Source organism: Thiobacillus sp., from assembly GCF_024708915.1.
On sequence record NZ_JANJXQ010000172.1, the window covers coordinates 1 to 23,657 of the forward strand.

General features: G+C 65.6%; 24 protein-coding genes. 19 read left to right on the forward strand and 5 right to left on the reverse strand.

Annotated features, from left to right (window positions below; all coding sequences use genetic code 11):
• From Q0L94_RS12050 to amrB, 4 genes are all read right to left on the reverse strand, one after another.
• The coding region (locus Q0L94_RS12050; protein WP_296753571.1) for an ABC transporter ATP-binding protein at positions 1–593 on the reverse strand (593 nt) is incomplete at its 3' end.
• 95 nt (positions 594–688) lie between these two features.
• A complete protein-coding gene (locus tag Q0L94_RS12055; protein WP_296753573.1) occupies positions 689–1,345 on the reverse strand; it encodes an alpha/beta hydrolase in 657 nt (218 codons plus the stop codon).
• Positions 1,342–2,436 carry an AmmeMemoRadiSam system radical SAM enzyme gene (gene amrS / locus Q0L94_RS12060; RefSeq protein ID WP_296753574.1) on the reverse strand — a complete coding sequence of 365 codons (1,095 nt, stop codon included), beginning with the start codon at positions 2,434–2,436 and terminating at the stop codon, positions 1,342–1,344. Before amrS ends, Q0L94_RS12055 begins: the two co-directional genes overlap by 4 nt.
• Entirely contained in the window at positions 2,433–3,791 is a 1,359-nt protein-coding gene (gene amrB / locus Q0L94_RS12065) for an AmmeMemoRadiSam system protein B (protein ID WP_296753576.1), read from the reverse strand. Before amrB ends, amrS begins: the two co-directional genes overlap by 4 nt.
• Before the next feature lie 140 nt (positions 3,792–3,931).
• Between amrB and Q0L94_RS12070 the strand changes: the two genes are divergently transcribed.
• The 12 genes from Q0L94_RS12070 to Q0L94_RS12125 all read left to right on the forward strand — a co-directional run bounded on the left by Q0L94_RS12070 (position 3,932) and on the right by Q0L94_RS12125 (position 15,881).
• A complete protein-coding gene (locus tag Q0L94_RS12070) occupies positions 3,932–5,404 on the forward strand; it encodes a PAS domain S-box protein (RefSeq protein WP_296753577.1) in 1,473 nt (490 codons plus the stop codon).
• A gap of 51 nt (positions 5,405–5,455) precedes the next feature.
• Complete coding sequence (locus Q0L94_RS12075; RefSeq protein WP_296753579.1) at positions 5,456–6,103, forward strand: response regulator transcription factor; 648 nt, start codon at positions 5,456–5,458, stop codon at positions 6,101–6,103.
• Positions 6,104–6,336: 233 nt separating this feature from the next.
• The gene (locus Q0L94_RS12080; RefSeq protein ID WP_296753580.1) at positions 6,337–7,914 is read left to right on the forward strand and encodes a GGDEF domain-containing protein; all 1,578 of its coding nucleotides are present in this window, start codon (positions 6,337–6,339) and stop codon (positions 7,912–7,914) included.
• Positions 7,915–8,059: 145 nt separating this feature from the next.
• On the forward strand, positions 8,060–9,529 hold the full coding sequence (locus Q0L94_RS12085; RefSeq protein ID WP_296753582.1) for a flagellin: 1,470 nt from the start codon (positions 8,060–8,062) through the stop codon (positions 9,527–9,529).
• Between the two features lie 119 nt (positions 9,530–9,648).
• Positions 9,649–9,999, forward strand: coding sequence for a flagellar protein FlaG (locus Q0L94_RS12090; protein ID WP_296753584.1), 351 nt, complete (start codon positions 9,649–9,651; stop codon positions 9,997–9,999).
• A gap of 10 nt (positions 10,000–10,009) precedes the next feature.
• Complete coding sequence (fliD, locus tag Q0L94_RS12095) at positions 10,010–12,010, forward strand: flagellar filament capping protein FliD (RefSeq protein WP_296753586.1); 2,001 nt, start codon at positions 10,010–10,012, stop codon at positions 12,008–12,010.
• A gap of 14 nt (positions 12,011–12,024) precedes the next feature.
• A complete protein-coding gene (gene fliS / locus Q0L94_RS12100; RefSeq protein WP_296753588.1) occupies positions 12,025–12,456 on the forward strand; it encodes a flagellar export chaperone FliS in 432 nt (143 codons plus the stop codon).
• An 18-nt stretch (positions 12,457–12,474) separates the two neighbouring features.
• Positions 12,475–12,804 carry a flagellar protein FliT gene (locus tag Q0L94_RS12105; protein WP_296753590.1) on the forward strand — a complete coding sequence of 110 codons (330 nt, stop codon included), beginning with the start codon at positions 12,475–12,477 and terminating at the stop codon, positions 12,802–12,804.
• 12 nt (positions 12,805–12,816) lie between these two features.
• The gene (locus Q0L94_RS12110) at positions 12,817–13,830 is read left to right on the forward strand and encodes a flagellar hook-length control protein FliK (protein ID WP_296753591.1); all 1,014 of its coding nucleotides are present in this window, start codon (positions 12,817–12,819) and stop codon (positions 13,828–13,830) included.
• Positions 13,817–14,110 carry an EscU/YscU/HrcU family type III secretion system export apparatus switch protein gene (locus tag Q0L94_RS12115; protein WP_296753593.1) on the forward strand — a complete coding sequence of 98 codons (294 nt, stop codon included), beginning with the start codon at positions 13,817–13,819 and terminating at the stop codon, positions 14,108–14,110. The genes Q0L94_RS12110 and Q0L94_RS12115 overlap by 14 nt, the downstream gene beginning before the upstream one ends.
• A gap of 5 nt (positions 14,111–14,115) precedes the next feature.
• Positions 14,116–14,883 (forward strand): flagellar brake protein, encoded by a 768-nt coding sequence (locus tag Q0L94_RS12120; RefSeq protein WP_296753595.1) that lies wholly within the window; start codon positions 14,116–14,118, stop codon positions 14,881–14,883.
• A 38-nt stretch (positions 14,884–14,921) separates the two neighbouring features.
• A complete protein-coding gene (locus tag Q0L94_RS12125; protein WP_296753597.1) occupies positions 14,922–15,881 on the forward strand; it encodes a chemotaxis protein in 960 nt (319 codons plus the stop codon).
• A 289-nt stretch (positions 15,882–16,170) separates the two neighbouring features.
• Here Q0L94_RS12125 and fliE read toward each other — a convergent pair whose 3' ends face one another.
• Positions 16,171–16,515 (reverse strand): flagellar hook-basal body complex protein FliE, encoded by a 345-nt coding sequence (gene fliE / locus Q0L94_RS12130; protein ID WP_296753599.1) that lies wholly within the window; start codon positions 16,513–16,515, stop codon positions 16,171–16,173.
• 243 nt (positions 16,516–16,758) lie between these two features.
• On the opposite strand from fliE, the gene fliF reads away from it, so the two are divergent.
• The 7 genes from fliF to fliL all read left to right on the forward strand — a co-directional run bounded on the left by fliF (position 16,759) and on the right by fliL (position 23,657).
• Complete coding sequence (gene fliF, locus Q0L94_RS12135; RefSeq protein WP_296753601.1) at positions 16,759–18,408, forward strand: flagellar basal-body MS-ring/collar protein FliF; 1,650 nt, start codon at positions 16,759–16,761, stop codon at positions 18,406–18,408.
• Positions 18,401–19,399: a flagellar motor switch protein FliG gene (fliG, locus tag Q0L94_RS12140; RefSeq protein WP_296753603.1), complete on the forward strand. Its 999-nt coding sequence runs from the start codon at positions 18,401–18,403 to the stop codon at positions 19,397–19,399. Before fliF ends, fliG begins: the two co-directional genes overlap by 8 nt.
• Positions 19,392–20,033 carry a flagellar assembly protein FliH gene (locus Q0L94_RS12145; RefSeq protein ID WP_296753605.1) on the forward strand — a complete coding sequence of 214 codons (642 nt, stop codon included), beginning with the start codon at positions 19,392–19,394 and terminating at the stop codon, positions 20,031–20,033. Before fliG ends, Q0L94_RS12145 begins: the two co-directional genes overlap by 8 nt.
• Positions 20,033–21,433, forward strand: coding sequence for a flagellar protein export ATPase FliI (gene fliI / locus Q0L94_RS12150; protein WP_296753606.1), 1,401 nt, complete (start codon positions 20,033–20,035; stop codon positions 21,431–21,433). Before Q0L94_RS12145 ends, fliI begins: the two co-directional genes overlap by 1 nt.
• A 26-nt stretch (positions 21,434–21,459) precedes the next feature.
• Positions 21,460–21,909, forward strand: coding sequence for a flagellar export protein FliJ (fliJ, locus tag Q0L94_RS12155; protein ID WP_296753608.1), 450 nt, complete (start codon positions 21,460–21,462; stop codon positions 21,907–21,909).
• A 16-nt stretch (positions 21,910–21,925) separates the two neighbouring features.
• Positions 21,926–23,038, forward strand: coding sequence for a flagellar hook-length control protein FliK (locus Q0L94_RS12160; protein WP_296753610.1), 1,113 nt, complete (start codon positions 21,926–21,928; stop codon positions 23,036–23,038).
• Between the two features lie 130 nt (positions 23,039–23,168).
• Positions 23,169–23,657: a flagellar basal body-associated protein FliL gene (fliL, locus tag Q0L94_RS12165; RefSeq protein WP_296753612.1), complete on the forward strand. Its 489-nt coding sequence runs from the start codon at positions 23,169–23,171 to the stop codon at positions 23,655–23,657.

A 23,657-nucleotide genomic window follows, 5' to 3' on the forward strand; every position in this document is an offset into this window, starting at 1 on the left:
TCGAGCGCGCCGGTCGGCTCGTCGCACAGCAGCACCGCCGGGTTCTTGGCGATGGCACGGGCGATTGCGACCCGCTGCTGCTCGCCGCCGGAAAGCTGCGCCGGAAAATGGTCGAGCCGCTTGCCCAGTCCCACCAGCGCCAGCGCGTCTTCGGGGCGCATTGGCGAGGTGGCGATCTCGGTCACCGCGGCGACGTTCTCGCGCGCGGTGAGACTCGGAATCAGGTTGTAGAACTGGAACACGAAACCGACGTGCTCGCGGCGGAAGCGGGTGAGATCGGCCTCGGAAGCGCCGGTCAGCTTGTGGTCGAGGTAATAGACCTCGCCGCCGGAGGGCGCGTCGAGCCCGCCGAGGATGTTGAGCAGCGTCGACTTGCCGCTGCCCGAGGCGCCGAGCAGCACCACCAGTTCGCCGCGATAGAGCGTGAGGTCGATGCCGCGCAGGGCATGCACCTCGACCTCGCCCATACGGTAGACCTTGGTGAGGCCGCGGGCAACGAAAACGGCGGGGTTGTTGTTAGCGGCAGGCATGCGGTTCATGATGCCACGGCTGATGGAGACGGTGTAGGCGCCATGCGTGTAGGCGGGCCGCAAGGGTAGCCGCAGCCTCCACGCTATTGTAGGAGGGCCGCCCCGGCCCGATTTTCGCACCATGGCAATCACCACGGCATCGGGCCGGGGCGGCCCTGCTACAGGGGGCGTTGCTGCGTGGGCAGATACTTTGCGAACCAGGCTGCCGCCCGGCTCGCCACCGCCTCCAGCGTACCGGGCTCCTCGAACAGGTGGGTGGCGCCGGGGACGATCACCATTTCCTTCCTGCAGCGCAGCTGGTCGTACGCCAGCTGATTGAGGTCGATCACGCCGTCGTCGTAGCCGCCCACCAGCAGCAGGGTCGGCGCGCTCACTTTCTGCAGGGCCAGTTCGCCGGCCAGATCGGGGCGCCCGCCGCGGGAGACCACGGCGCGTGCCGCCTCGCCCAGTGCGGCGGCGGCTTCGAGCGCGGCGGCGGCCCCGGTGCTGGCACCGAAGAAGCCGAGCGGCAGATTCCGGGTGGATTCCTGCGCGCCGACCCAGCGCGCCGCGTCGAGCAGGCGCCGCGTCAAGAGGCCGATATCGAAGCGGCGGGAATAGTCGCGGTCCTCCTCCGGCGTCAGCAGGTCCATCAGCAGGGTGCCAACACCGGCCTCGCGCAGCACGCCGGCGACGTAATTGTTGCGCGGCGAGTGGCGCGACGAGCCGCTGCCATGGGCGAACAGCACCAGCCCGACGGCGCCGTCGGGAATTTCCAGCATGCCTTCGACGGTGGCATTGCCGGCCGGGATGTGGACCAGGGTGGAATCGCTCATGGCCGGCCCTCGCGGTGCATGGCAACGGGGATGCGGCGGTTGCCGAAGGGATGACTGAACGCGCCGAAGCGGCCGGCGATGGCGCTGGCGCAGTGCGGGCAATGGCCGTCCGGCGTAAGGTCGTAGCGGTCGATGCGGTACCAGTCACGCACGATCAGCGGCGCGTGGCACGATGGGCAGAAGGTCGTGCCGCCGGTGGTGTCATGCACGTTCCCGGTGTAGACATAGTGGAGGCCCGCCTTCAGCGCGATCTCGCGCGCCCGCGTGAGGGTCGAGGCCGGCGTCGGCGGCACGTCCCGCATCTTCCAGTCAGGATGGAAGGCCGAGAAGTGCAGCGGCACGCCGGGTCCGAGTTCGCGCATGATCCACCGGCTCATCGCCGCAAGCTCGGCGTCGGAATCGTTGCGGCCGGGGATCAGGAGCGTGGTGATCTCGAACCACGTATCCGTCTCGCGCTTCAGGTAGGTCAGCGTATCGAGCACCGGCTGCAGGTGGGCGCCGGTCAACTCGACATAGAAGTCGTCGCTGAAGGCCTTGAGGTCGACGTTGGCAGCGTCCATTTTGGCGAAGAATTCGCGGCGCGGTTCCTCGGTGATATAGCCTGCGGTGACCGCCACGGTCTTGAGGCCTCGCGCATGACAGGCGTCGGCGACGTCCATCGCGTATTCGGCGAAGATCACCGGGTCGTTGTAGGTGAAGGCCACGCTTCTGCAGCCGCTCTTTTCGGCGGCCACGGCGATCTCGTCCGGCGCAGCCCGGTCCATCAGCGTGTCGGTCTCGCGCGACTTGGAAATGTCCCAGTTCTGGCAGAACTTACAGGCGAGATTGCAGCCGGCGGTGCCGAAGGAAAACACCGAGCTGCCGGGGTAGAAGTGGTTGAGCGGCTTCTTCTCGATCGGGTCGACGCAGAAACCGGACGAGCGGCCGTAGGTGGTGAGCACCATCTTGCCGCCTTCCATCCTGCGCACGAAGCACAGCCCGCGCTGCCCCTCGTGCAGCTTGCAGAAGCGCGGGCACAGGTTGCACTCGATGCGGCCGTCCGGCAGCACCTGCCACCAGCGCGCCGGGTGTTGCGATTCAGGAATGCTCATGCGGCCGCCTCCTTCCACTTGCTGACGCCGTAGCGCGACAGACGCACGCCTTCGGACCAGAAATCCGCGGGCAGGCCCGCCTTGCGCTTGAGCTGGGCGAGAAACGCGGCTGGCTCGGGCAGCTGTTCCCACACCTGCGGCAGAAAGGTGCTGCGGTAATGGGCATATTCGAACACCACGCCGTCGACATGCGGCCGCAACGCCGCCAGCGCGTCCGCCTCGCTCGCCGCCGCCAGCGGTTCGGCCGGCGTCAGCAGCGACACCTCGACCCGGATTTCCTCGAACTCGCCGCGGCCCAGCGGCATGAAGCGCGGGTCGCGGAATGCTGCCGCCGCCGCATTCTCGCGCACGTCGATTTCCAGCGGGCGGTGGGCCTCCAGGGTGCCGATGCAGCCGCGCAGCTCGCCGTGCCGGGTCAGGGTGACGAAGCAGGCGCCCGGCTCCATCAGCCAGCCGGCCTGGGCGGGGGATGCCGCCTCGTGCCCCAGCCTGGAGGCGATCTCGGCGCGCGCCAGCCTGAGCAGGGTGGCGCCCTTTTCCGCGTCCGGCTGGTCCGCATCGGTCCCGGCCTCGAAGGCGAACGCGGCGTAGCCGACTACCCGCTCGGGGTCGCCTGCGGTGTCGCTGGAATTGCGCACGTCCAGCACGACCGGATGCAGGCCGTGCCTGCGCGCTGCCAGCAGCAGGCCGTTGATCGGCGTGGCGCCGCAAGCCTGCTCGTGGTTGAGGTGCGAATCCAGCGCCAGGATCGCATCGACGGTTGCGCCGTCCGCCTTGCGGGCGGCCGCATCGGGCAGGAAATGCGACAGGTCGGAGCTGATCACGATCAGCGTCTCGTCGCCGCCCCACACCCTCTCCAGCACCTCCGCGACCTCGGCCGCGGTCGCCTCGCCCACTGCCAGCGGCAGCAGCAGGAAATCGCCCAGCACCTGCTGCAGGAAAGGCAGCTGCACTTCCAGCGAATGCTCCATCCGGTGCGCCGCAGCGCTTGCGCTTATTTGCGGCAGATCGGCGAGGCGCTGCATGCCCGCGCGATCCAGCCGGATTTCGCCGAGCGGGGTGGCAAAGCGCTCCGCCTCGGGCAAGGCCAGCCCGCGCACAGGGACACGGTGGGTGGGGCCGAGCAGCACCACCCGGCGGATACGGCCGCGCCCATCGCCCAGGCGCGCATAGGCGCTGGCGGCGACGGCGCCGGAATACACATAGCCGGCATGCGGCACGATCAAGGCTTTGGGCCGGCTTGGCGGTGCAGCCGGTCCGGCTTCGGCCAGCATGTCGTCGAGCATTTGCCTGAGCAAAGCCGGCCGGTCCGGGTAGAAAAGGCCTGCGACGGCGGCGGGACGGGTGGTAGGCATGGACAATCCCCTCGACAACTGCCTTGGTAGATGTGGGAGATTCAGCCCGATTTCAAGTCGGGCAGCGTTTCCGCCGATAATGACGGGCAGAAAAAAGACGGGAATCTGTCGTTATAAAAGCTTCAGCAATGAGGAGAAGTATGGATTCATCCAAAGCTGTCGACGAAGGCGCGTTGCTGAAGGCGATCCTGCAGGAATCGGCCACCGAGGTGATGGTGTTCGACGCGGACACCCTGCAGATCGTCCAGGCCAATCCGTCCGCAGCGAACAACCTGCAATATCCGCTCACGGCCTTGCAAAAGCTGACACCGCTGGACCTGCTGGCGCCCGAGGACGAACAGTCGTTCCACACCCTGCTTGCCCTGCTGCAAAGCGGGAAGAAGCGCCGCATCGCGCTGCATGCGCAGTGCTGCCGCCGCGACGGCAGCCGCTATCCGGTCGAGGCCCGGCTATCCTGCGCGACTCATCGCGGCCAGCCGGTTTTCATCTGCATGGCCGACGACATCAGCCAGCGCGAAGCAGCGCGGCAGGCGCTGGCGCACTCGGCCTCCGACCTGCGCGCGATCGTGGCGCACATTCCCGGCATGGCCTATCAGGTGCTGCGCAGGCACGACGGCACCACCTCGCTGCGCTACGTCAGCGAGCAATCCGCCCAGCTGCTCGGCATCAAGGCGGCCGCCCTGCGCGCCAACCCGGAACGCTTCGCCGGGCTGATCCTGGAGGAAGACAAGGCCGATTACCTGGCCCGGCTGGCCGCGGCGGGCGGCAGCCACATGACCTTCAACTGGGAAGGCCGCATCTGGATGGAAGCCTGGAAGGACGTGAAATGGGTCAACCTCCGCGTCAGCCGGCGCGAAGCGCCGGACGGCCTGATCTGGGACGGCATCATGCTGAACGTGACGCACAGCAAGCAGGCCGAAGCGGAAATCCGGCGTTCCCGGGCGCAGCTGAGTGCGCTGGCCGCGCACGTCGAAGCGGTCAAGGAACAGGAGCGCCTGCACCTTGCCCGCGAGGTGCACGACGACCTCGGCGGCAATCTAACCGCGATCAAGATCGGCCTCTCCTGGCTGAAGCGGCATCTGCCGCCCGGCGAGGCCGGCCTGATCGAACGCACCGCCTATCTGGACAACGTGGTCGACCAGACCATCGAAGCAACGCACCGCATCGCCTCCAACCTGCGCCCCGCCATGCTGGATTTCGGCATCGTGTCGGCCATCGGCTGGCAGCTGCAGCGGTTCAGCCACAACACCGACATCGCCCATGAATTCAGCGCCCCCGACGCCGCCATCCCGCTCGATCCGGAGCTTGCCATCGCCGTGTTCCGCATCGTCCAGGAAGCGCTGACCAATGTGGCCAAGCACGCCCGCGCCAGCAAGGTCAAAGTCAGCCTGGTCCGCGACCGCGACAGCCTGCGGGTAAGCGTCGCCGACGACGGCCAGGGCATCCAGACGGTCCGCGGCGAAAACGGCAAGCGTGGCTTCGGCGTCCTCGGCATGCGCGAACGCGCCGCGGCGCTGGGCGGCGAACTCAGCGTGCTGCCCGCGCGGCGGCGCGGCACCCAGGTCAGCCTGCGCATCCCCCTGCCCGACGCTCCGCCCGACACGCCGAAATGACGGCATAATCCCCTTGTTCCGCCTAATAAAATCCGAAAAACCGTTCAAACCGTGGCCACCGTCAAACCCTACCGCATCCTCATCGTCGACGACCACGCCATCGTCCGCGAAGGGCTCAAGCAAATCCTCGCCGAAGTCGACGACATCGAAGTCGCCGGCGAGGCCGACTGCGCGAGGAACGCCCTGCAGATGGCCCGGCGGGAGCCCTGGGACCTGGTGCTGATGGACATTTCCATGCCCGACCGCAGCGGCCTGGAAACCCTGGAACTGCTGAAGAACGAACATCCCGGCATCAGGGTGCTGATGCTGTCGATGCACCGGGAGACCCAGTACGCGGTGCGCGCGCTGAAGACCGGCGCGGCCGGCTACCTCAACAAGCAAAGCGCGCCGGATCAGCTGATCGACGCCATCCGCCTGGTCGCCTCGGGCAAGAAGTACATCAGCGCCGAAGTCGCCCAGGAACTCGCCAGCGAAATCAGCGGCGAACGCGCCGGCCTGCCGCACGAAGGCCTCTCCAACCGCGAATACCAGACCCTGTGCATGATCGCCTCCGGGCTGACCGTCAGCCTCATCGCTGACCAGCTGGCGCTGTCGGTCAAGACCATCAGCATGTACCGCGCCCGCCTGCTGAAGAAAATGCAGCTCAAAAACAACGCCGAACTGACGCATTACGCGATCAAGCAGGGACTGCTCGATTGAGATTCCAGACGCAAGGTTCGATATACAAGGAAAAGCGTGCCGCCCGAATCCCGCATCTTGAATCCGTCTTCGGAAATGCCGGGGTTTTCCCGCCTTAATCCACCCTTTATCCCCCTTCCACCCGCCTTAACATGCGAGGCAGAGCGTGAGTGTTGCCGGTTCGCCGGCTTTGCAAATCACGGCCTGCCCCTTGCGGGCATAGCGAATTGCCCTTTCCGGGTTTGAGTGCCGACATGGCCGAGCCAACCGTCAAAATCAATCTTGCCAATCCGACCGAAGTCGCGCGCGAAACCTTGCGCCGCCTTGCGCTGCGCCGGATCGCGCCGACCCCGGACAACTACCAGACGCTGTACGAGGAAATCACCGGCGCGCCCGGCGTGGCGGCGACGACGGCCATCACCGCCACCGCCGCCAGCGCGCTGTCCGGCCTGGTCATGGACCTCAGCCTGCACCATCCCGAGCTGGCGGGCCCGGTGGAAATACTCGACCAGGCCATCCGCAAGAGCGACTGGGCGCAATGCCGCAAGCAGTTGAGCCAGATTGCGCTGCAGCTCAAGCAGCGGACGGACGGCAGCGGCGGCGAAGAAGACCTGACCCTGCTGCGCGACCTGCTCGCCAAAACCCTGGAATTCGGCCTCATCCCCCAGCTGTCGCACCACCCCGCGCTGGCGGACCGGGCGCAACAGCTGGCCTCCGCCGTGCGCGACGCCGGCAGCGCCAGCGCCCTGCGCAATACCGCAGCCAGCCTGAAATCGCTGTGGATCGACGTCGATCAGCATGCCTCGCACCTCCACGACCAGCAGGAAACGTTCCGGCGCATTCTGCTGCTGCTGGTGGAAAACATCGGCGAACTGCTCGACGACGACACCTGGCTGCGCGGCCAACTCGACATGGTGCAGGAAATCGTCGCCGGCCCGCTCAGGCTGCAGTCGCTGCAGGAAGCGGAAAAACGGCTCAAGGAAGTGATCTACAAGCAAAGCCTGGTCAAGCACGGCCTGCGCGAAGCCACCGCCACACTGAAAGCCACCATGACCACCTTCGTCAGCCGCATGCGCGACGCCGTGGCGGCCAACGACGAGTACCAGGGAAAAATCGCCTCCCACATCGAACGCATCGGCAGCACCGAAGACGTGCGGGAGCTGAACCGCATTCTTGAAAATCTGCTGGAAGAAACCCGCACCGCGCAGTCCGATACCCGCCGCGCCCACGACCAGCTTATCCAGGAGCGCGACGCCGCCCTGCAGGCGGAAGGCCGCATCCGCCAGCTGGAAACCCAGCTCGCCGAAATGAGCGCCCTGGTGCGCGAAGACCCGCTCACCCGCAGCCTCAACCGGCGCGGCCTCGACGACGAATTCGCGCGCGAAGCCTCGCGCGCCGACCGCTATGCCTCGCCGTTCTGCATCGCCGTGCTGGACGTCGACAACTTCAAGGCGCTCAACGACAAACGCGGCCACCAGACCGGCGACGAGGCGCTGATCCACCTAGTCAAGGTCGCCAAGGAAGAACTGCGCCTCACCGACCACATCGCGCGCATGGGCGGCGAGGAATTTCTCATCCTGCTGCCCAACACACCGCTCGACGAGGCCATGGGAATCGTCACCCGGCTGCAGCGCAGCCTCACCAAGAAATACTTCCTCGACAACAACGAGCGCGTGCTGATCACCTTCAGCGCCGGCGTCGCCGCGCGCGCCCCTGGCGAATCGCAGGAAGCCGCCATCGCCCGCGCCGACAGCGCCATGTACCAAGCCAAGCACGCCGGCAAGAACCGCGTTTGCCGGGCGGCACAAGCCCCCATGCAGGCTGCGGAATGAAGATCATGCAGATTTTTGCAACAGCAGCCTTAACTTTCTCCAACCCCCGACGATTCCTCTCACAACGGCGGTTCATGCAGCCCCAGCGGGCAAACCAACGTTGACGGCACCAGCCGGAACCCTCGACTAAAAAAGGAGAAACAACATGGCAGCAGTAATCAACACCAACATCGCTTCGCTCAACGCGCAGCGCAACCTGAATACCTCGCAGTCCGCGCTCAATACCGCGATTCAGCGCTTGTCTTCCGGCCTGCGCATCAACAGCGCCAAGGACGACGCAGCCGGCATGGCGATTGCCGACCGGATGACGGCGCAAATTCGCGGCATGAACGTGGCGGCGCGCAACGCCAACGACGGCATCTCGCTGGCGCAAACCGCCGAAGGCGACCTTCAGCAAATCGGCAACAACCTGCAGCGTATGCGCGAACTGGCGGTGCAATCGGCCAACGCGTCCAACAGCGCCGGTGACCGCGCAGCACTGCAGAGCGAAATCGCCCAGTTGCGGGGAGAAATCGACCGTGTGGCCGGCAGCTCGTCATTTAACGGTGTGAAGCTGCTCGATGGCTCCTTCAATGCACAAACCTTTCAAGTCGGTGCCAATAACACCCTCAACGACCGCATCACCGTCGACTCCATCGGCAACGCACGCACCGCCAACCTGGGGCAAACCTATGGCGCGTCGGTCACCACCTCCACTTTGACCGCATCGACCGGCATCACGGCCGCGGGCCAATTCACGATCGGGGTGAATGGCGGCACGGCAGTCGACATTTTTTCAGCCTCGGGCGGCGCCGCCATCGGCGGCAGCGCAAAAGCGATCGCCGCTGCGATCAACAACTCGAACATCACCGGCGTCACCGCGACTGCCAACGCCACAACCGCAACTGGAACTTATGCATCAACGCCGATCACGGCTAACGGCACGGCAATACTCACCATCAACGGCACGGCCATTAACGTAGGGCTGACTACGGCTGGCATTGGCGCAACGAACGTGAATGCCACCGTCCAGGCGATTCAAGCGAATAGCGCGGCAACCGGCGTGACGGCGAGTCTTGAAGCGGGCAACACCATCAAGCTATCCGCAGCCGACGGCAGGAATATTGACGTCGGCTTCGCGGCCGGAACCGCCACGGGTGCGGCCCTGGCGGATATCGGCTTGGGCGGTGTTGCGGCCACGACATGGGGCTCCTACAGCCTGAATTATGTCGGCACCGGCAACGTGGTCGTCGGGGGTACTGCCGCAGCCGGTGTTAAAGGCGTCGCCGACGGAACCACGGCTTCTGCCGCAACCGGTACTGCAGTGAGCGCACTTGATATCTCCACGGCAGCGGGTGCGCAAGCGGCGCTGGCCTCAATTGACTCGGCGCTGACGACCATCAATAGCGCACGCGCATCACTGGGCGCGATGCAGAACCGCTTCACCTCGGTGGTCACCAGCCTGCAAACGAGCGCAGAAAACCTGTCCGCTTCGCGCAGCCGGATCGAAGACGCCGATTTTGCAGCCGAAACTGCCTCGCTGACCCGCGGCCAGATTCTGCAGCAGGCCGGTACCGCGATGCTGGCGCAGGCCAACTCGCTGCCGAACAACGTGCTCTCGCTGCTGCGCGGCTAAGTTTGGAAAGTGCAGCACAACGGGCGCCTTTGGGTTTAGTCAAACCCGGCGCCCGGGCGAAGCGGCGGAGCAAGGAGTTTCCTTGTTCCGCCTTTGCCGCTTGATCTAGGGGAATCATCATGTCCATTGGAAAAGTCGATTCAGTTGATCTTGCCGCGCTGCGGCAGGCCCCCACACCCGCCCCCGTCACCCCCGCGCAGCGCGCCACGCTCGACAATCCCGTTTTCGCGCCCGCGCAGCCCGCCACCCAGGAAGCGGTTGCAGCCGCCGTGCAGTCGGCCAATGCGTACGTGCAGTCGGTCTCATCCAGCATCCAGTTTTCGCTCGACCAGGACAGCGGACGCACCGTCGTCAAGATGGTCGACACCGCAACCGAGGAGGTGCTGCGCCAATTTCCCAGCGAGGAAATGCTGGCCATTTCCAAATCCATAGACCGCATGCAGGGTCTGTTGATCAACCGCGAAGCCTGAGGAGACGAACATGGTTGCAGCCGCCGGAATCGGATCGGGACTCGACGTCAACGGCATCGTCGAACAGTTGATGGCGGCCGAACGCAGGCCGCTTGCCGCCTTGACCAGGCAGGAGGCGGTTTACACCCAGAAACTGTCCGCTTTCGGCCAGCTGCGCGGCACGCTCGCCGGCTTTCAGAGCGCCCTGCAGGATCTCGGCAGCGGCAGCAAATTCCAGGCGCTGAGCGCCGTCTCGTCCGATACCAAGGTGTTGAGCGCCAGCGCCGGTGGCAAGGCCACACCGGCCAGTTACAAGGTCGAAATCACCCAGCTCGCGCAGCAGCAGAAGCTGGCCTCTGCCGGCTACACCACCACCGATGCGGTCGTCGGCTCGGGTACGCTGACCGTCCAGTTCGGCGCTTACGACAGCGCCACCAACACCTTTACAGCCAATGCCGGCAAGACAACCCAAAGCATCACCATCGATCCGGCCAACAATACGCTCGCCGGCGTGCGCGATGCGATCAATGCTGCCAACGCCGGCGTCACCGCGACCATCGTCAACGACGGCAGCGCCGCCGGCAATAAGCTGGTCATCACCTCGACCGACAGCGGCGTGGCCAACAGCCTGAAAATCACCATCGCCGATGCCGACGGCAACCACCTCGATGGTAGTGGACTGTCCGCGCTAGCCTACGATCCCACGGCGGTCGCGGGCAGCGGCAAGAACATCGGTCAGGTCGCCGCGGCACAGGATGCCCTGTTGAAGATCGACGGCATTGCAGTCAAACAGTCCACCAACACGGTGAAGGACGCCATCGACGGCGTGACGCTGAATCTCGCCCAGACCAACATCGGGCAGCCGCTGACACTGATGGTGAGCCGCGACACCAGGACCATCACCGATGCCATCCAGTCTTTCGTCAGCGCCTACAACGGTGCCAGCAGCACCCTCAAGAGCCTCACTGCCTTCAATGGTCCCGGTGCGCAAAACGGTATCCTGCTGGGCGATGCGACTGCGCGCGCGATCCAGGTGGAAATGCGCAACCTGCTGAATATCTCGGTCGACAGCGGCGGCACGCTCACCACGCTGTCACAGATCGGCGTCAGCTTTACCCGCGACGGCACGCTGGCGCTCGACAACACCAAGCTCAACACCGCCATCGACAAGAATTTCGATGACATCGCGGCGTTATTCGCCAAGGCAGGTAAGGCCACCGATAGCTTGGTCAGCTACAGCGCCAGCAGCGCGAAGACCCAGCCCGGCAACTATGCCGTCAACGTCAGTCAACTGGCGACGCAGGGTAGCACGCAAGGCAGCCAGGCCGCGGCGCTGACCGTGACGGCCGGGGTGAACGACGCGCTCACCCTGACCGTCGACGGCAAGGCGGTCAGTGTGACCCTTGCCGCTGCCACCTACGCCAACGCCGATGCGCTGGCCGCCGAAATCCAGAGCAAGGTGAATGGTGCCACCGGCACCGCCGGCAGCGTGCTGGTGACGCAAAACACCGGCGTACTCAGCATCGCCTCGGCGCTCTACGGCAGCATCTCGCAGGCCGCCGTTACCGGTGGTAGCGCCAAGGACAGCCTGTTCGGCGGCGCCCCCGTCGTCACCGCCGGCGTCGACATCGCCGGCTCGATCAATGGCGCCACGGCAAGCGGCAGCGGGCAGACGCTGACCGGTGCCGCCGGCGACGCCAGCGAAGGCCTGGCGCTGCGCATCGCCGGCGGCGCGCTCGGTGCCCGTGGCAACGCGGCGTTCAGCCAGGGCTATGCGTCGCGGATCAGCCAGTACATCGACTCCGTGCTCGGCGACGACGGCAGCCTCAAGGCGCGCACCAACGGCATCGACACCAGCATCAAGCTCCTGGACCAGCGCCAGGAACAGCTGGAAGCGCGACTGGCGCAGATCGAGAAACGCTACCGCGCGCAGTTTTCCGCGCTCGACACCATGCTCAGCAGCATGAATAGCACCAGCGCTTTTCTGACCCAGCAGCTCGCCAACCTGCCCGGCAGCAGCCAGAACAAGTAAACAAGGAGAAAGACGTGTACACCAATACGAGAAGCGCCGCGCATGCCTACGCCAGTGTCGGCCTGGAAACCGGCGTCGCCGCGGCCAGCCCGCACCAGCTCATCGTCATGCTGTACGAAGGCGCCGAACTGGCGGTGCGGATGGCGATCAAGCATATGAACGAGGGCAATGTCGCCAAAAAATGCGCGGCCATCAGCAAGGCCAGCAACATCATCCTGGACGGCCTGCGTGCCGCGCTCGATCCGCAGCAGGGCAGCGACATCGCGCTGCAGCTGGATGCGCTGTACGACTATATGAACCAGCGCCTGATGCTCGCCCACGTCAACAACCAGCCCGCCCCGCTGGAAGAAGTGCTGGGCCTGCTGCACGAACTGCACGGCGCCTGGCAGCAGATCGGCGCCAGCGGGCAGCCCGCCGCTTCCGCCAGACAACACGTTGCAGCCTGAACCGAACCGGAGCCCATGATGACCAGCAACGAAATGCTCACTACCTACGAATCGCTCTCCGCACTCACCGGCACCATGCTGGACGCCGCCAGCCAGGGCGAATGGGATCACCTGGCCGCGCTGGAGCAGCGCTGCCAGGGCTACGTCGGCAGCCTGATGCAGGCCGCGCCGGTGCCGCTGAACGAAACCGAACAGCGCGCCAAGGTGGCGATCATCCGCACCATCCTGCAGAACGACGCCAAGATCCGCGCGCTCACCGAGCCGCGCCTGCACGAACTGCAGCAGCGCCTGAGCATGGCGCGCGCCGGCCAGCGCAGCGTCGACGCTTACGGAGCGCAGCGGGCGTAAGGCCCGTCCCGCATGTATCCGGCCCAGGCCCTGTCCCGCATTCTGGCCGTCCAGCCCGTGCTGGACGCGGTCGAGCGCGACCAGGCCGCGCCACGCGCGGCGTTCGAGCACCTGAAAATCGGCCAGACGCTCGCCGGCCTGGTGAGGAGCCAGGCAAAAGGCATTTCGCTGGTCGAAATCGACGGCCAGACCGTCGCCATGCGCCTGCCCCAGCCGGCCGCCGCCGGCGACACCCTGCGCCTGCGCTTTGCCGGCCACATGCCGCAGCCGGTGTTCCTGCTCGAAGCCCCCGAAACCGCGGCCAGCGATGCGCCGCAACTGAGCCAGACCGCGCGCATGCTGAGCGAGCTGATGCAGCGCCTGCCGCAGCACAACGCCCTGCCCACCCTCGTCCCGCCCGGCCCCCTGCTCGACCAGCCGCCCGCGCTGCCGGCCGAACTGGCGCTCGCCCTGCGTACCGCGCTGGTGCGCAGCGGCCTGTTTTACGAGTCGCACCTGGCCAGCTGGGCGGCGGGCCAGGACAGCCTCGACGGCCTGCTGCAGGAGCCGCAGAACCGGCTGGCGGCGGCCGACGCCGCGCGCGCCGCCGGCGGGTTGCCGGCGCTGCCCGACAGCGGCGAAGCGGCCGCGCAGAAGCCGCTCAACCCGATGCACGCCCTGCTGTCGCAGCAGTTGCAGGTGCTGGAGTCGCCCCAATTCGTCTGGCGCGGCGAGGTGTGGCCGGGACAGACGCTGGAATGGCAGCTGCGCCAGGAGACGGACCCCGCGCAGGACCATTCGACCGCCGCCGCCGACGAGGCCGATGCAGGCTGGGAATCCAGGCTCAGGCTGACGCTGCCGCAACTCGGCAGCGTGACCGTGCATATCAAGCTCGATGCGCAGCAGGCTTTCAGCATCAGGATGGTGCCGGAACAGCCCGCAACCGAACCCCTGCTGCAGCAACACCAGGGCGTGCTGGCCGACCGCTTGCGCGCGGCGGGCTGCACCCTCCACACCCTCACGGTGCAGCACGATGCCGGCACCTGACATGCAGCGCGCCGCTGCTGCGCTCGCCTACCGCAACGGCGACGGTGCGCCGCGCGTGGTCGCCAAGGGGCGGGGCATCGTGGCCGACAGCATTATCGAAAAGGCCCGCGCCTCGGGCGTCTACGTCCACGAATCGCGCGAATTGCTGGCCTTACTGATGCAGATCGACCTCGACAGCCACATCCCGCCGCAGCTGTATGTCGCAGTGGCCGAACTACTGGCCTGGCTCTACCATCTGGAAGCCGCCGACAGGCAGGACTTGCCGAACAATCACGTCTAAGCAGAATGTCTTTTTCAGCCCCGCAACACGACTCGACCCATCCCGATCGCGACAAGGCACTGGCGCCTTACGCCGTCCACTCGCGCGCGGAGATTCTTTTCCTGCTACGCGCGATCCAGAAACGCAAGCTGCTGGTCAATCTCGATCTGCCGCGCAGCCGGCAGATCGTCGTCACCTCGGTGCTTGCGGTCGACGAGGCCCGCAACCTGCTGATTCTGGACAGCGCCCGCGGCGACGCGCTCAACCAGGAACTGATGTCTGGCACGGGTGCGGAGTTCATCACCCAGCTCGATGGCGTCTCCATCTCGTTTTCCAGCGGCCCGGTTGCTGCGTGCGAGTACGAAAACCTGGCGGCCCTGCGTATCGCCCTTCCCCCATCGCTGGTGCGCCTGCAGCGCAGGGAGCATTTCCGGGTGCCCATGCCCATTGCCAACCCGGTCAGATGCCTCGTGCCGTCCCTGGCGGACGCGACCGCGGAGCCGATCGCAACCTGCATCGTGGACATCAGCTGCGGCGGCGTGGCGATCGCCGAAAACAGCGGGCGCCTCGGCTGCGACACCGGCAGAATGCTGCCCGACTGCCGTCTGCTGCTGCCCGAAGCGGTCACCGTCGTCACTTCGCTGGAAGTCCGCAATGCTGCACAGATCCGCCTGCAGAACGGCGTCACCCAGACCCGCCTGGGTTGCCGCTTTCTGGATTTGCCCAACGACATGGCCACCAGGCTGCAGCGCTTTGTCATGGATATCGAGCGCGCGCGGCGAAACAGCCTGTAGCGCGCCACCCCACATGAATGATTCAAGGAGACTCCGCCATGCAAACGATCCAGCAGGAAATTGACGAAAGAACCAATCTGACCAGTTCCAACAAGCTGGAACTGTTGCTATTTCGCCTGGGCGACGATGCGAATCTCGATCGCAACGAACTGTTCGGAATCAACGTGTTCAAGATACGCGAAATCATCCCGATGCCGACCATTACCGCCATGGCCGGAGCGCATCCCCACATGATGGGCGTGGTCGATCTGCGCGGCCAGATCATTCCGGTCATCGATTTGCCGGCGGTGACGGGATGCACCCCGAAAACCGGGCTGAACATTCTGCTGATTACCGAATATGCCCGCAGCACCCAGGCCTTCGCCGTCGAATCGGTGGAGGACATCGTGCGCCTCGACTGGCGCCAGGTGCTGTCCGCCGAGGGCAATGCCGCCGGCGGAATGGTCACCAGCCTCGCCCGCCTGGACGGCGACAACAGCGACCGTCTGGCGCAGGTGCTGGACGTGGAGACCATCCTGCGCCAAGTCATGCCGTCGAGCGAGCCGGTGGTCGACCCCGCCAGCATCGGCCCCATGGTGGACATCAAGCCCGGCACCGTCATCCTGGCGGCGGACGATTCGGTGATCGCGCGCACCATGATCGAACAGGGGCTGGAAGCGATGGGCCTGCCCTACCTCATGTGCAAGACTGGCAAGGAGGCCTGGGACCAGTTGCAGGCCATCTCCGCCAAGGCGCAAGACGAGGGCAAGACCGTGCACGACCGGATCGCCCTGGTGCTGACCGACCTGGAAATGCCCGAGATGGACGGCTTTACCCTGACCCGCAACATCAAGCAGGATCCGCGCTTCAGCGCCATCCCGGTGGTCATCCACTCCTCGCTGACCGGTTCGACCAACGAAGCGCACGTCAAGAAAGTCGGCGCCGACGCCTACGTGGCGAAGTTCGTCGCGGAGGACCTGGCCGACGCTCTGCGGCAGGCGCTGAGCACGGTGCATTGAGATACAAGTTGCAACCCGGATTGTCCAATAGCCCCTCTCCCGCAGGCGGGGGAGGGGTTGGGGTGGGGGAAACGGGCTGATCCAGCCTTGTTACCGGTGGACGCTCCCTCTCCCCGGCCCTCTCCCGCCTGCGAGAGAGGGAGAAAACCAGCCTGTGCGCCAGGCTTGATACCCAATGGACAATCCGGGTTCATGATGCAAGTTGCAAGAAAGCACGGGCGAAGCACGCACCCGCACGCTTCGCCCGAGCCTTGCAACTTGAAGCTCCCGCCCCGCGGGTGCGCTCTGCTTACACGCCCATGTTCATGATTTCCTGATAGGCGGACACCAGCTTGTTGCGCACCTGCACGGTCTGCTGGAAGGCGATGCTGGATTTCTGCATGGAGATCATCGCGTCGGAAAGACTGACGCTGCTGTCGCCCATGGCGAACCGTTCGGCCAGCTGCTGCGACTGCAGCTGCGCACTGTTGACCTGGTCCAGAGATGATTTCAGGACCGACTGGAAATTGACCTGATTCGCGGTCTTGTCGGTTTGCAGCGGGCTTTCGCCCGCTGGCGTTGCGCGTGCCGCCGCGGCCTTCAGCTGCGCCACCATCGCTTCAATCCGGCCGGTATCGATCATGCCTACGCTCATCGTGCCCTCCTTCACTCATCCAGCCGCCTGCACAGGCGGTTTTTCACGTGCCCACCTTATCAGTCCGGCGCCAAGCCATAAGCCCGATAAGCACCTGAAACCGGCTTCTATTCCCCCGATTGAAACCCGCGGCAGTGCCGATAATTCGATCACATAGCGACACTCCCATGGGGCAACACGAATGAACACGGCAATCGGAAACCGGGCGGCCCATGACGCCGGCACGACGGAGGCAAAAACAATATGGCAGTAGCAGGTGAAATCGCGGTTCCGCCCAATGTCCTGGAATTCACCCGGACCGCCAGCGGACGGAAAATCATGCTGATGCTGGGCGTGGCCGCGGTCGTTGCGGTCATGGGCGCGGTCTGGATGTGGGGGCAGCAGCCCGAGTATCGCGTGCTGTTCTCGAATTTCAGCGACCGCGACGGCGGCGCCATCGTCGCCGAGCTGGAAAAAATGAACATCCCCTACAAATACGCCGAAGGCGGCGGCGCCGTGCTGGTGCCCGCCGAGCGGGTGCACGATGCACGGCTGAAACTGGCCTCGCAAGGCCTGCCCAAGGGCGGCAACGTCGGCTTCGAGCTGATGGAAAAACAGCGCCTCGGGTCGTCGCAGTTTATCGAGCAGGTCAATTTTCAGCGCGCCATGGAAGGCGAGCTGGCGCGCTCGATCGAATCCGTTTCTGCGGTGCAGGCGGCGCGCGTGCACCTGGCCATGCCCAAGGACTCGATCTTCGTTTCCGAGCAGAAACAACCCACCGCTTCGGTGCTGCTCAATCTGCATCCCGGCCGCGTGCTCGATCCGCAGCAGGTCAGCGCCATCGTCCACCTGGTCGCCAGCAGCGTGCCCGGGCTGCCGACCAAGAACGTGACCGTGGTCGACCAGAACGGCAGCCTGCTTTCCGACACCAGCAAGGCAGCCAGCCTCAACGGCATGGATCCCAGCCAGACCAAATACGTCCAGGAGCTGCAGCAAAACGTCGTCAAGCGGATCGAATCCATCATCACCCCGATCGTCGGCCCCAACAATGTGCGCGCCGAAGCGACCGCCGACGTCGATTTCTCCCGCAGCGAGCAGGCCGTGGAGTCCTACAAGCCGAACCAGACGCCCGACGCCATGGCCATCCGCAGCCAGCAGACCAGCGAATCGCTGAACGGCACGGCCAATCCTGCCGGTGTGCCGGGCGCGCTCAGCAACCAGCCGCCGGCGCCGGCTACCGCGCCGATCGTTGCGCCCGGGCAGAAGCCTGCCGCGCCTGCCGTAGCCGCCGCAGCCGCGCCGGTCGCCAACACGCGCAAGGATGCCACCGTCAACTATGAAGTCGACAAGACCATCCAGTACGTCCAGCAGGGCGGCGGCGGCCTGAAACGGCTGTCGGTCGCGGTGGTCGTCAATTACAGGAAGACCGTCGACAAGTCCGGCAACAGCGTCATGCAGCCGTTGAGCGAGGCCGAGACAACCCAGATCACCAACCTGGTCAAGGAAGCCATGGGCTACAACCAGGAAAGGGGCGACACCCTCAACGTGGTGAACAGCCCCTTCGCCAGCACGGAACAACAAGCGCTTCCCGAGCCGCCCTTCTGGAAGCAGCCCGAATATGTCGAATACATCGAGATTGCCAAGGTGGCGGGCAAGTATCTGCTGATTGCGGTGGCGCTCGTCGTTCTGTACCTGAAGGCGGCCAAGCCTTTGCTGAAAAAGCTTACCGAACTCCGCGCGCTGCCCGCGCCCGACCACGATGCGCTGCAGCATGCGGCCGGCGGCGGGCTGAAGGCGCTTCCGCCCGGCCAGCGCAGCTACCAGGAAAACCTGTCGCGGGCGCAAAAAATGGCCAGCGAGGACCCGCGCGTGGTCGCCAACATCGTGAAAACCTGGGTAGCCAGCCATGAGTGAAAACGGCATCACCAAGGGGGCGATTCTGATGCTTGCGCTGGGCGAGGAAGGCGCGTCGGAGGTGATGAAATATCTCGGCCCACGCGAAGTGCAGAAGCTCGGCGAAGCCATGACCACCATGAAGTCCATCCCCCAGGAAGAGGTGGAGAACGTGCTCGACGACTTCAACAACGTGGCCGATCAGAATTCCTCGCTGGGCCTGGACTCGAACGACTATATCCGCACCGTTCTCAGGCGGGCGCTGGGCGACGACAAGGCCACGTCGCTGCTGAACCGGATTCTGGGCGGCGGCGGCGATGCCAGCGGCATCGAAAGCCTGAAATGGATGGACGCCGAATCGGTAGCCGACCTCATCCACAACGAGCATCCGCAGACCATCGCGACCATCCTGGTGCACCTGGAGCGCGACCAGGCCTGCGAGGTGCTGGCCTGCTTCACGGACCGCCTGCGCAACGACGTATTGCTGCGCATCGCCACGCTCTCCGGCGTGCAGCCGACAGCGCTGCGCGAACTCAACGACGTGCTGACCAAGCTGCTGTCCGGCAGCGACATCCTGAAGAAGCAGCCGATGGGCGGCACCCGTGCGGCGGCCGACATCCTGAACTTCATGAGCGGGGAAAACGAGGCTTCCGCCATGGAATACCTGAAAAGTTACGACCCCGACATGGCGCAGAAGATCATGGACGAAATGTTCGTGTTCGAGAACATCATGGAAATCGAGGATCGCGGCATCCAGCTGCTGCTGCGCGAAGTCCAGTCGGATTCGCTCATCGTCGCGCTCAAGGGCGCGTCGGAGGACATGCGCGAGAAGATCTTCAAGAACATGTCGCAGCGTGCCGCTGAAATGATGCGGGAAGACCTGGAGTCGAAAGGGCCGGTGCGCCTGTCCGAGGTTGAAGCGCAGCAGAAGGAAATCCTGATGATCGTCCGCCGCCTGGCCGACGAAGGCCAGCTCTCGCTGGGCGCGAAAGGGGAAGAGACCTATGTCTAGTTGCGTCATTCCCAGCGCCGATCAGCCGGCTTGCCAGCCTTGGGAGATGGCCAGCTTCGACGTCGATCCGCATCCCGTAAAAAATGCGGATTACGCAGGCATCGCCCTGCCGACGATCGAGCAGATCACCGAAATCCAGGAGCAGGCCAGGCAGGAAGGCCATGCCGCCGGCCGGGCCGAAGGCTATGCCCAAGGCCAGCGGGAGGCCGCGCTCGAAGCGGCCAGACTGCGCGGCCTGGCCGATGCCTTCAGCGCCGAGGTCGGCAAGGCGGACGAAACGATCTCCCGCCAGGTGCTCGACCTGGCGGTCGATCTTGCGCACGCCATGCTGAAAACCGCCCTGGCCGTACAGCCCGAACGGGTCATCCCGATCGTCAAGGAAGCGGTCCGCTATCTGCCGGTGCTGCATCAGCCGGCCCTGCTGTTCCTGAATCCGGCGGATGCGCAGCTGGTCAAGAACAGGATCGGCGACGAACTCGCGAAAACCGGCTGGCAGCTGGCCGACGATGCCGAACTTGAACGCGGCAGCTGCCGCGTGGAAACCGCCAGCAATCAGATCGATGCCACCTTGCCCACGCGTTGGCAACGCCTCGCCGCCGCGCTGGGCAATCAATCGGATTGGCTGGCACCCTGATGGACGCGCAGCCCCACAGCAGCCGCTGGAAAGCCTATCTGCAGGATTGCGGCGAACTGCTGGCGATCGCCGAGCCGATGCAGGTGTCCGGCCGCATCACGCGCGTGGCCGGGCTGGTGATGGAGGCGGTCGGCCTGAAGCTGCCGGTGGGCAGCGCCTGCACCGTCCCCCTGCCCAACGGTTCGCACCTGGAAGCCGAGGTGGTGGGGTTCGACGGCAACCGTCTTTTCCTGATGCCGCAAAGCGACGTCGAGGGCATCGTGCCCGGCGCCCGCGTGTTCCCGGTCGAAGTCATCCCCACCCTGCCCGGCCTGGGCCAGGTGAACCATCCGCGCCGCCGCCCGAGCGACCGCACCCGCCACCTGCCGGTCGGCGACGCCCTGCTCGGACGGGTGCTCGACAGCGGCGGGCGTCCGCTCGACGGCCTCGGCCCGCTGCACACCTCCGCCACCGCCCCGCTCAACAATCGCGCCGCCAACCCGCTGGGGCGCGCACCGATCACCGACATCCTCGACGTCGGTGTGCGCGCGATCAACAGCATGCTGACGGTGGGACGCGGCCAGCGCATGGGCCTGTTCGCCGGCTCCGGCGTCGGCAAGAGCGTGCTGCTCGGCATGATGGCGCGCTACACCAGCGCGGACGTCATCGTGGTCGGTCTGATCGGCGAACGCGGCCGCGAGGTCAAGGAATTCATCGAGCAGATTCTCGGCGAGGAAGGCCTGGCGCGCGCTGCGGTGGTGGCGGCGCCGGCCGACACCCCGCCGCTGATGCGGCTGCAGGGCGCAGCGTATGCCACTTCGATCGCCGAGCATTTCCGCGACCAGGGCAGGAACGTGCTGCTGATCATGGATTCGCTCACCCGCTACGCCATGGCGCAGCGCGAGATCGCGCTGGCGATCGGCGAGCCGCCCGCCACCAAGGGCTATCCGCCGTCGGTGTTCGCCAAGCTGCCGGCGCTGGTCGAGCGCGCCGGCAACGGCAAGCCGGGCGGCGGCTCCATCACCGCCTTCTACACCGTGCTGACCGAGGGCGACGACCAGCAGGACCCGATCGCCGATTCCGCGCGCGCCATCCTCGACGGCCACATCGTGCTGGATCGTTCCCTCGCCGAGAGCGGCCACTACCCGGCCATCAACATCGAGCAATCGATCAGCCGCGCCATGCACGGCATCGCCACACCGGAACACCAGCAGCTGGCGCGCCGACTGAAGAAACTGTATTCGCGCTACGAACGCAGCCGCGACCTGATCAACGTCGGCGCCTATGCGGCTGGTTCCGATCCGCTGCTGGACGAAGCCATCAAATTGCAGGCGGGCATCGAGGCCTTTCTGCAGCAAGGCATGCTTGAGCGCTCCGGCGTCGAGGAAAGCCTCGCCGGGCTCGAAGCCTTGTTCCAATAAACCCACCGGACGATAACGCACACCGAATGGCCACCCCCTCCGCACTCAATACGCTGATCGATCTCGCCCACAAGGAGACCGACGCGGCCGCCAAGCAGCTGGGCACCGCGCTGCGTGCCGGCGAAGAAGCGGATCAGAAACTCGATCTGCTGATGCAATACCGCGACGACTATGCCGCGCGCCGCCAGGCCGACCTGAGTTCGGGGATCAGCGCGACGCATTTCAACAATTTCCAGGTGTTCATGCAGAAGCTCGACCACGCCATTACCGGCCAGCAGAAGGTCGTCGGCGAAGCCAGGCAGCGGATTGCCCAGGCGCGCGCCGTCTGGCAGTCCTGCGAGCAGAAGAAAATGTCCTTCGTCACGCTGGCCGACCGCGCAAGCAAGGAAGACCTGCGCCGCGAGTTGTGGCGCGACCAGAAACAGAACGACGAGCATGCCGCCAGACGCGCGCTGCACAAGAGCAACCCCTCCTGAAACAGGACCGCCCCTTATGAACGCGACCCCCATGAACATCAATCCGGCCAATCCTGCCCAGGCGCAATCCAGCGCAGCCAAGCCGCAGGATTCCGCCGCGCCGGAGGTGCCGTTCAGCCAGGTGCTGTCGAGCGAAATCGCGCAGCATCGGAAAAACGACACCGCCGGGGAAGGCACCGATGCCGCCACGGACGCCGCGCCCGAGACCTCCGTGCAGACAGAAGCCGGCGCGGATTCCGCAGCCGAGACTGTGCCAGGCGAGAAACCCGCACACGTGGCACTGGCGGAGGACAGCGCGCTCGCGCCCGAAACCTTGCTGGCACTGGCGATCAACCCGGATCTGCTGAAGCCAGCCGCGGCCGCAACAGAAGGCGTCGCCACGGAACAGCCAGTCCTGGATGCCCGCAAAGGGCGGACGCCGCCGAAAGCGCAGTCCGGCCAGCTTGCCGACGATGCGCGCGGCGTCCGCAAGGCCGACCCCGCCCGCTCCGGCAAAGCCGATTTTCAAGCCGCCACTGCCGCTGCCGCGACGGCTGCCACAGCCAGCGCCTTTTCGGGCCAGCCGGCCGCCGCCCGGCAGTCCGACGCCATGAAGGGCGGTGAATTCCTGCCCGACCTCATGAGCCATCCGGCCCTGCGCGCCGCCCCGCAGGCAGCGCTTGAAAGCATGCCCGCGCTCAATGAGCTTGCGTCCCCCAAACTGGCCCCGACGGTAGGCACCACGGCCTGGGGCCAGGCGCTCGGCGAAAAGCTTGTGTGGATGACGGCGGGCGCCCAGCAAACCGCCTCGCTCACCCTCAACCCGCCCAACTTGGGGCCGCTGCAGATTGTCCTCAACGTGTCTAACGACCAGGCCACGGCCAGCTTCTTCTCGGCGCAGCCCGAAGTACGCCAGGCGCTGGAAGCCGCCATGCCCAAACTGCGGGAAATGATGGACGAGGCCGGCATCCAGTTGGGGCAGGCGACGGTCAGCGCAGACACGCCGCGGCAGAACGACACCTCCGGCCAGCCCGGACAACGGATCGCCTCCCGCTTTGCCGCGCCGGACGAGGCCGCCTCTGCCGGCCTGCAGGCAGTCCAGCCGCCGGCCCCGCAATCCGGACGCGGCCTGATCGACACCTTCGCCTGACCCAGAGCATCCGCCGGCATTGAACGATATGCGTCCCTTTTCTCCCTCTTTTCCCGGCATCGAAGGCAGCGCTTTGTTTCGATAATGGGCACCATCTGCACGACATTGCCCATATAGAGGAATTGTATCGATGGCCGTACCTGCCGCACCCGCCCTCCCCGCCGAGCCGACGGCAGCCGCTCCCGCCAGGAAGCCCGGAAAAAGACGGCTCGCCATCCTCGCCGCCGTCGTGGTTCTGCTGGGCGGCGGCGGCGCGGGCGCCTGGTTTCTCAGCCAGGGCAACGCATCCAAAGAGGCCCCGGCGCCGAAGGCACCGGTTTTCCTGCCGCTCGAAACCTTCACCATCAACCTGCAGGGCGATGGGCATTATCTGCAGATCGATATCACGCTGCAGGTCGCCGACCAGGCCCAAGTCGACATCATCAAAGCCTACATGCCGCGCGTCCGCAGCCGCTTGCTGTCGCTGCTCTCCAGCAAGCAGGCCGAGGAGCTGGCCAGCACGGAAGACAAGAAAAAACTCGCGCAGGAAATCCTGGCGCAGGTAAAGCTGCCGTTCGATCCGAAGGGCAAGCCCCAGCAAGTAGACGATGTCCTGTTCACTTCATTCGTGATCCAGTAA

What these genes read in the sequence shown, in the direction of transcription:
- Q0L94_RS12055 (WP_296753573.1), bottom strand. Translation starts at nt 1,345, where the DNA reads ATGAGCGATTCCACCCTGGTCCACATCCCGGCCGGCAATGCCACCGTC.
- amrS (WP_296753574.1), bottom strand. Translation starts at nt 2,436, where the DNA reads ATGAGCATTCCTGAATCGCAACACCCGGCGCGCTGGTGGCAGGTGCTG.
- amrB (WP_296753576.1), bottom strand. Translation starts at nt 3,791, where the DNA reads ATGCCTACCACCCGTCCCGCCGCCGTCGCAGGCCTTTTCTACCCGGAC.
- Q0L94_RS12070 (WP_296753577.1), top strand. Translation starts at nt 3,932, where the DNA reads ATGGATTCATCCAAAGCTGTCGACGAAGGCGCGTTGCTGAAGGCGATC.
- Q0L94_RS12080 (WP_296753580.1), top strand. Translation starts at nt 6,337, where the DNA reads ATGGCCGAGCCAACCGTCAAAATCAATCTTGCCAATCCGACCGAAGTC.
- Q0L94_RS12085 (WP_296753582.1), top strand. Translation starts at nt 8,060, where the DNA reads ATGGCAGCAGTAATCAACACCAACATCGCTTCGCTCAACGCGCAGCGC.
- Q0L94_RS12090 (WP_296753584.1), top strand. Translation starts at nt 9,649, where the DNA reads ATGTCCATTGGAAAAGTCGATTCAGTTGATCTTGCCGCGCTGCGGCAG.
- fliD (WP_296753586.1), top strand. Translation starts at nt 10,010, where the DNA reads ATGGTTGCAGCCGCCGGAATCGGATCGGGACTCGACGTCAACGGCATC.
- Q0L94_RS12105 (WP_296753590.1), top strand. Translation starts at nt 12,475, where the DNA reads ATGACCAGCAACGAAATGCTCACTACCTACGAATCGCTCTCCGCACTC.
- Q0L94_RS12110 (WP_296753591.1), top strand. Translation starts at nt 12,817, where the DNA reads ATGTATCCGGCCCAGGCCCTGTCCCGCATTCTGGCCGTCCAGCCCGTG.
- Q0L94_RS12115 (WP_296753593.1), top strand. Translation starts at nt 13,817, where the DNA reads ATGCCGGCACCTGACATGCAGCGCGCCGCTGCTGCGCTCGCCTACCGC.
- Q0L94_RS12120 (WP_296753595.1), top strand. Translation starts at nt 14,116, where the DNA reads ATGTCTTTTTCAGCCCCGCAACACGACTCGACCCATCCCGATCGCGAC.
- Q0L94_RS12125 (WP_296753597.1), top strand. Translation starts at nt 14,922, where the DNA reads ATGCAAACGATCCAGCAGGAAATTGACGAAAGAACCAATCTGACCAGT.
- fliE (WP_296753599.1), bottom strand. Translation starts at nt 16,515, where the DNA reads ATGAGCGTAGGCATGATCGATACCGGCCGGATTGAAGCGATGGTGGCG.
- fliF (WP_296753601.1), top strand. Translation starts at nt 16,759, where the DNA reads ATGGCAGTAGCAGGTGAAATCGCGGTTCCGCCCAATGTCCTGGAATTC.
- fliG (WP_296753603.1), top strand. Translation starts at nt 18,401, where the DNA reads ATGAGTGAAAACGGCATCACCAAGGGGGCGATTCTGATGCTTGCGCTG.
- Q0L94_RS12145 (WP_296753605.1), top strand. Translation starts at nt 19,392, where the DNA reads ATGTCTAGTTGCGTCATTCCCAGCGCCGATCAGCCGGCTTGCCAGCCT.
- fliI (WP_296753606.1), top strand. Translation starts at nt 20,033, where the DNA reads ATGGACGCGCAGCCCCACAGCAGCCGCTGGAAAGCCTATCTGCAGGAT.
- fliJ (WP_296753608.1), top strand. Translation starts at nt 21,460, where the DNA reads ATGGCCACCCCCTCCGCACTCAATACGCTGATCGATCTCGCCCACAAG.
- Q0L94_RS12160 (WP_296753610.1), top strand. Translation starts at nt 21,926, where the DNA reads ATGAACGCGACCCCCATGAACATCAATCCGGCCAATCCTGCCCAGGCG.
- fliL (WP_296753612.1), top strand. Translation starts at nt 23,169, where the DNA reads ATGGCCGTACCTGCCGCACCCGCCCTCCCCGCCGAGCCGACGGCAGCC.